Here is a 7165-nt window from a genome sequence, read left to right as displayed (position 1 = left end):
TTGGGATATCGCCAAGCGGTAAGGCACCAGGTTTTGATCCTGGCATTCCCAGGTTCAAATCCTGGTATCCCAGCCAATTTCTTATTACCTCTCTCTCTTTAATCTTTAATCTTTAATCTTTAATCTTTAATCTTTAATCTTTAATCAAAATTGTTTGAGTGAGCTTTCACCCACTCCACTTGTAATTTAGTTATTTCAATTCACCACTAATCGCATACTTTAAAACCCAATTTTTTACCGGCCCAGTCTTATTAGCCATTTTTAAAAAGCGATTACGCGCCCATTGCAAAGGCGTTACTTGATTCGAAAAACCAAAATAACAGGCATCCATCATACTCATCATCAGTAAGTTTGCTTTACGGCGGGTTTGCTCGTAGTTTTTAAGATGTGTCACAGCACCAATGTCGTCTGCCGTTGCTAAAATATCGCCAAGCGCTGCTACATCTTGAAAGCCTAGATTAACTCCCTGCCCAGCTAAAGGGTTTATTGTATGTGCTGCATCCCCAACTAACACCAAACGCCCTGCTGAATATTTATTAGCGTGTTGACGAGCAAGTGGGAATACTGCTTGATTAACAATTTCAAAATCACCTGCTAGTGGCGCAAAATTTTCAATTATTTTTTGTTTTAACTGCTCTTTAGTTAATTTATTTAAATCTTGTAATTTAGCTGCGCCATCGTACCAAATTAAATTGGCGTAAGGTGCCTGCATAGGTAAAAATGCAACAGGGCCTGTAGGTTTAAACTGTTGCCATGTTTTAATTTGTTGCGGGGCATCAAGTTTAATTAAAACCCCCATACAATGTTGTTGGTACTGCCAGCCAGTTACACCAATGTTAGCTTTTGCGCGTAATTGCGATTGACCACCGTCCGCTGCAATAACTAAATCGGCACTTAAACGCTCTTCACCATAAATTAAGCTAATATCTTGCGCGGTTTGTTCGATAGCACAAATCGGTGACTTGATAGTGAGCACATCGATTTTATGTTGTTTAAATTGCTGCCATAAACTGGCTTGAATTAATTTATTTTCGATTAAGTGGCCTAAATGCGAGGTGTTAATGTCATTACAGTCAAACAAGAGGTTATCACCGACACGTTCAAACGCTTCTAGTTGTTGATATGGCGCCAAGCGAGACTCTCGTAATAATGGCATTGCCCCAAGCTCATCAAGTAGCTTTTCAGAGAAACGATTGATAGCTGATATGCGTATATCAATAGTTTCGCTTTGCAGTTCTTGCTCAGCATTGATAGGTCGTTGTTCTATCACGCTTACATCACAACCTTGCTTTGCTAATTTTACTGCCATTGCGGCGCCGACCATACCGCCACCGACAACAATAACTTTGTTTTTTTGCATACTTTTGTTCACAACTTAGGTCATTAACTATGGCGTTGATTGTAGCGTACTTAGTTGAAAAAATGCGAGTTGCTTTAATACTCAGACGCACTATTGCGCAGTTTGTTTGATTTCAAATCACAAAGATCAAATCTATACTTGGATCTGGGCGGGTATCCAGATAAAATACGCGTCCTTTAAGTTAGCGGGCATTTAAATGCTCACACTACTTAACTCCTGTTTCTAGCACATTTTAGTGCCACTACCGAATTGAAAACGAGGCTATATTTCAATGAGTAAAAAGCTGCATATTAAAACTTGGGGTTGTCAGATGAATGAGTACGACTCTCAGAAAATGGCGGATCTCCTCGATGCAACCAACGGCTATCAGTTAACTGAAGAAGCTGGTGAAGCAGATGTCATTCTACTCAATACGTGTTCAATTCGTGAAAAAGCACAAGAAAAGGTGTTTCATCAACTGGGTCGTTGGAAGTTACTAAAAGATGACAAGCCTGACCTCATCATTGGTGTTGGTGGGTGTGTTGCCTCTCAAGAAGGTGACTCTATTCGTCAACGTGCTCCTTTTGTTGATGTGATTTTTGGCCCACAAACTTTGCACCGTTTGCCTGAGATGATCAAACAAGTGCAAGGCAATAAAGGCAGCTCTGTAGTTGACATTTCATTCCCTGAGATTGAAAAGTTCGATCGCCTACCTGAGCCAAAAGCTGAAGGCCCAAGTGCATTTGTATCAATTATGGAAGGCTGTTCTAAATACTGTACTTTCTGCGTAGTGCCTTATACACGTGGTGAAGAAGTAAGTCGCCCACTTGATGACGTATTACTTGAAGTTGCTCAACTTGCAGAGCAAGGTGTACGTGAAGTTAACCTACTTGGTCAAAACGTAAACGCCTACCGCGGTGAGACTTACGATGGCGAAATTTGTTACTTCTCAGATTTAATCCGTTATGTAGCAGCGATTGATGGTATTGACCGTATTCGTTATACCACATCGCACCCAGTAGAATTTACACCTGATATTATTGACGCTTACGCAGATGTACCAGAGCTTGTTGATCACTTACACCTACCAGTACAAAGTGGTTCTGACCGTATCTTAAACTTAATGAAGCGCGGCCATACAGCTCTTGAGTACAAATCAACTATTCGTAAATTACGTAAAATTCGCCCTAACTTAAGCATGTCGTCTGACTTCATCATTGGTTTCCCAGGTGAAAGCAACGCAGATTTTGAAGCAACGATGAACCTTATCAATGATATTGGTTTTGATATGAGCTTTAGCTTTATCTACAGTGCGCGCCCTGGTACGCCTGCTGCAGACTTACCAGATGATGTTTCTGAGCAAGAGAAAAAAGAGCGTTTATACTTATTACAAAATCGTATTACACAAATGGCGCAGCAAATAAGTCGCCAAATGTTTGATACCGAGCAGCGTATACTTGTTGAAGGTCCATCGAAGAAAAACCCGATGGAATTACGTGGCCGTACTGAAAACAACCGCGTAGTTAACTTTGTAGGGCCACATAATGTGATCGGTCAATTTGTTGATGTACGTATAACTGAAGCACTGCCTAACTCTTTACGTGGTGATTTAATTCGTACAGAATCAGAAATGAATTTACGCCGTGATATCGCCCCTGCTGACATTCTTAGTAAAGCAGCGCAGCCTGAACCTCAAGCAACACCCAATGAAATCGGTGTTACTACATTCGTTCCGTAGGCGACAATGACAGTGCCAGCAACAGCTGGCACACTATAACAGGAAGCCATTTTGAGTAATCAATTAAAAAAATTAGAGATTTATTTAGAACCCTCCGACAATAAACGCCTTACTTCTTTATGCGGCCCGTTTGATGAAAATATCAAACAAATTGAACGCCGTCTGGGCGTCGAAATCACTCACCGCGATAACTACTTTAAGATAACAGGTAAAACCACCAGTGCTTTTGCTGCAATGGAAATCGTTAAAGATTTGTATGTTGAAACACAACCGGTGCGTGGTGTAGTTAAGGAAATAGAACCGAATACCGTTCACTTGGCAATTTCTGAATCAACCGCTCTTGAACAAGACGAACTCAGCGAATACGGTAAAGAAGTGGTGATTAAAACTCGTCGTGGCGTGATCAAACCGCGTAACGATAACCAAGGTCATTACGTATCAAACATTTTTCGCCATGATATTACTTTTGGTATTGGACCTGCTGGTACGGGTAAAACGTACCTCGCAGTCGCAGCGGCTGTTGATGCTCTAGAGCGTCAAGAAATTCGTCGCATACTACTTACTCGCCCTGCTGTTGAAGCTGGTGAAAGGTTAGGCTTTTTACCTGGTGATTTAAGCCAAAAAATCGACCCATATTTACGACCGTTATACGATGCATTATTTGAAATGCTGGGCTTTGAAAAGGTTGAGAAGCTGCTTGAGCAAAATGTTATTGAAGTAGCGCCACTTGCTTTTATGCGTGGCAGAACCCTAAATGATGCCTTTATTATTTTAGATGAAAGCCAAAATACTACTGTAGAACAAATGAAAATGTTCTTAACACGTATCGGTTTTAATTCTAAAGCAGTTATAACCGGTGATATCACCCAAGTTGATTTACCGCGCGGCGCTCGCTCTGGTCTTCGACATGCCATTGAAGTGCTGAGTGATGTTGAAGAAGTTAGTTTTAACTTTTTCCAATCGCACGACGTTGTTCGCCACCCAGTTGTAGCCCGCATTGTTGAGGCTTACGAACGTAACGATGAAGCGGACCGACTTAAACGCGCAGAAAAACAACGAGCGAAAGATTTACTAGCAAATGCTGAGCAAGCGGCCACTGATAATAATGAGTAAACCTTTGACAACAGAACTTGATTTACAAATTGCCTGCGAGTTTGACAACTTACCTAGCCTCGAACAATTTGCTGTTTGGGCTAATAAAGTATTAAGTCAGTATCGTGATGAATCTGAGCTCACCATCGTTATTGCTGATGAAGAACAAAGTCAGCAACTTAATAATGATTACCGTGGTAAGAACAAGCCAACAAACGTACTATCATTTGAGTTTGAGGCGCCACCGGGGATTGAACTCCCTCTTGTAGGTGATTTGATAATTTGTCCAGCGATTGTTTTAGCCGAAGCAAATGAACAAGAAAAGACCTTTCACGACCATTTTGCCCATATGGTGATTCACGGATGCTTGCATTTACTTGGATTTGACCATATAAAGGAAGAAGATGCGAATGAGATGGAAAGCATAGAGAAGCAATTACTTGCTGATCTAGGCATAGCAGACCCATATCGGGACGATATTTAAACTAACGGAGCAGATAGACGCAATGAGCGACGATAACTCGCAGACTAGCCAGGGTTCTTCAAGCAAGAACTGGTTGGGTAAAATTACCCAAATGTTGCAAGGGGAACCCCAGAATAGAGAAGAGCTGGTTGAAGTAATTGCCGATGCGCAAGAACGGGATGTCATAGACCCTGAAACCAAAGAAATGATTGAAGGTGTGCTCGGTGTATCTGAGCTTAAAGTGCGCGACATCATGATCCCGCGCTCACAGATGATCACACTTGAGGTTGATGCAAAGCTAGAAGAGTTGATCCCAATGATGGTTGATTCGACGCATTCACGATTTCCTGTGGTATGTGAAGACAAAGACCATGTTGAAGGAATTTTGTTAGCGAAAGACTTACTGCCGTTAATACTAAATAAAGACGACCAACTTCCGTCTTTGCGCGATTACTTGCGCCCAGCAGTTGTCGTACCTGAAAGTAAACGTGTCGATACATTACTGAATGAGTTTCGCCAACAGCGCTATCACATGGCGATTGTTATTGATGAATATGGCGGTGTCTCAGGCTTAGTCACCATTGAAGATATCTTAGAGATCATCGTAGGTGAAATTGAAGATGAGCACGATGAAGAAGAAGAACTGCAAGATATTCGTCAATTAGCCAAGCATGTTTACGTAGTCCAAGCGCTTACACCAGTTGATGATTTTAACGAAAAGTTTAAAACAGGCTACAGCACACAAGACGCTGATACTATTGGCGGTACTGTGTTACACGCGTTTGGCCATATGCCAGGGCGTGGAGAAACCATCGATATTGATGGCCTACAATTTAAAGTAACCAATGCAGATAGCCGCCGTTTGTTGCAAATACAAGTTACTGTACCTAAGGCTGATGACAGCGATAGTGAAGAAAATACTGACTAATTGCCTAAACTTAGCAAAAGATAAAAAAGCATGGCTCGCACTGGTTGCGGGCCTTCTTTTAACTTTTAGTTATTCCCCATTTGAGATTTGGCCTCTCACTTTTGCCAGTATTGCACTGGCTATTTACACCACACATACTCATCAATATGGTAAGCAAGCCAGTAAAAAAGCAGCCATGTATGGCTTTATTTTTGGCTTAGGTTGGTTTGGCGCTGGTATCAGTTGGGTGCATGTGTCTATTGCAACCTTTGGTGGTATGCCGCTAGTAGCCTCATTACTCTTAATGGCGATACTTTGCGTTTATCTAGCTATTTACCCTGCACTTGCATTTATGTTTGCTACACGCTTTGCAAGCGGTCCTAATAGCTATGGCCTATTATTGTTGACTGGCTTTGCTATTACTGAGTATTTACGTGGTGTTGTTTTGACGGGTTTCCCATGGCTCAGTTTTGGTTATACTCAAACAGATAGCCCCCTTAATTACCTCGCCCCCATTATCGGTGAGTTTGGCTTAACCTTAATCTGTATTGCCATTGCATTCTCACTTTACCAATTATTATTTAGTCGCAGTTTAAAAAGCGCGATTGCAACGACGTCTTTAATAGCGCTCATTTCTTTGGTTAGCAATTTAAGTCAAAGCCCTCACTATAACGATAAAACCATCAGTACTTTGCTTGTTCAAGGTAATATCAAACAAAACCTACGGTTTGAACCCAGTGAGTTTTGGACCACTATGAGTAAGTACCAAGACATGACACGCCCTCACTGGGACGTTGACTTGGTCGTATGGCCCGAAGCTGCGGTACCTGAAATAGAAGCCCTTGCTGACAACTTTTTAGCCGGCCTTGATAGCGCAGCCTCATTTAATAAAACCGCCCTAATTACGGGTATTGTCGACTACCAGCTTGATACCAAGACCATCTTCAATACGCTTATTGTGTTGGGTAATAAAGAGCGTGACGACGAACACGGCCACTATCAATACCTAGGTAAAAACCGCTTTCAAAAACATCAATTACTCCCTATTGGTGAATTTGTGCCGTTTGAAGATATTTTACGTCCAATCGCACCTTTGTTTGATTTACCTATGTCATCATTCTCGCGTGGTGATGAAGTACAAAACAATTTACGTGCGAACGGCTTAAATATTCTCCCTGCTATTTGCTTCGAAATTGCTTTTGCTGATTTAGTGCGTGGTAACTACCGCAGCGACTCAGATATCTTGTTTACTGTTAGTAATGACGCCTGGTTTGGCGACTCACATGGACCCCACCAGCATATGCAAATGGCCCGCATGCGCGCCCTTGAATTACAACGCCCGCTAATACGGGTTACAAACAACGGTATCAGTGGTGTGTATGATCCTATTAGTCAAACTCAAATCAGCATGCCACAGTTTAAAGCCGACATATTAAAAGCCAATGTTAAACTCATTCAAGGAAATAGTATCTATAGTCAATATGGTAATTGGCCGGTGTGGATTACAGTAGTTTTGATAGGAGTTGTTGGAGGCCTACTGGGATTAAGTAAAGCCTATTTTAAAACAGAGCCTGCTAAAAATTAGAAAATAGCATCATCTATAGATGGTGCTATTAACAATCATAA

General features: G+C 41.6%; 6 protein-coding genes and 1 tRNA gene. 6 read left to right on the top strand and 1 reads right to left on the bottom strand.

Going from position 1 to position 7165, the window contains the following annotated elements:
- The first annotated feature begins 1 nt into the window (after position 1).
- Positions 2-76 (top strand) — tRNA-Gln (locus ACHUE3_RS09445).
- 114 nt (positions 77-190) lie between these two features.
- Here the strand turns inward: ACHUE3_RS09445 and ACHUE3_RS09440 are convergent.
- The gene (locus ACHUE3_RS09440) at positions 191-1360 is read right to left on the bottom strand and encodes an FAD-dependent oxidoreductase (protein ID WP_394192222.1); all 1170 of its coding nucleotides are present in this window, start codon (positions 1358-1360) and stop codon (positions 191-193) included.
- A 271-nt stretch (positions 1361-1631) separates the two neighbouring features.
- On the opposite strand from ACHUE3_RS09440, the gene miaB reads away from it, so the two are divergent.
- Genes miaB through lnt form a run of 5 tightly spaced genes read left to right on the top strand, consistent with a single transcriptional unit; the run spans position 1632 to position 7124 of the window.
- On the top strand, positions 1632-3077 hold the full coding sequence (miaB, locus tag ACHUE3_RS09435; RefSeq protein WP_099296060.1) for a tRNA (N6-isopentenyl adenosine(37)-C2)-methylthiotransferase MiaB: 1446 nt from the start codon (positions 1632-1634) through the stop codon (positions 3075-3077).
- 51 nt (positions 3078-3128) lie between these two features.
- Positions 3129-4190, top strand: coding sequence for a PhoH family protein (locus ACHUE3_RS09430; RefSeq protein WP_394192221.1), 1062 nt, complete (start codon positions 3129-3131; stop codon positions 4188-4190).
- A 4-nt stretch (positions 4191-4194) separates the two neighbouring features.
- Positions 4195-4653: an rRNA maturation RNase YbeY gene (gene ybeY / locus ACHUE3_RS09425; protein WP_394192250.1), complete on the top strand. Its 459-nt coding sequence runs from the start codon at positions 4195-4197 to the stop codon at positions 4651-4653.
- Positions 4654-4675: 22 nt separating this feature from the next.
- The gene (gene corC, locus ACHUE3_RS09420; RefSeq protein WP_394192220.1) at positions 4676-5560 is read left to right on the top strand and encodes a CNNM family magnesium/cobalt transport protein CorC; all 885 of its coding nucleotides are present in this window, start codon (positions 4676-4678) and stop codon (positions 5558-5560) included.
- The gene (gene lnt / locus ACHUE3_RS09415; protein ID WP_394192219.1) at positions 5529-7124 is read left to right on the top strand and encodes an apolipoprotein N-acyltransferase; all 1596 of its coding nucleotides are present in this window, start codon (positions 5529-5531) and stop codon (positions 7122-7124) included. Before corC ends, lnt begins: the two co-directional genes overlap by 32 nt.
- Positions 7125-7165 lie beyond the last annotated feature (41 nt).

Source organism: Pseudoalteromonas atlantica (genome assembly GCF_043641955.1).
In the GTDB taxonomy this organism is placed as follows: Bacteria; Pseudomonadota; Gammaproteobacteria; order Enterobacterales; family Alteromonadaceae; genus Pseudoalteromonas; species Pseudoalteromonas atlantica_A.
The sequence above is the reverse complement of the archived record's forward strand: the minus strand, read 5'-3'. Positions and strand labels throughout refer to the sequence as shown.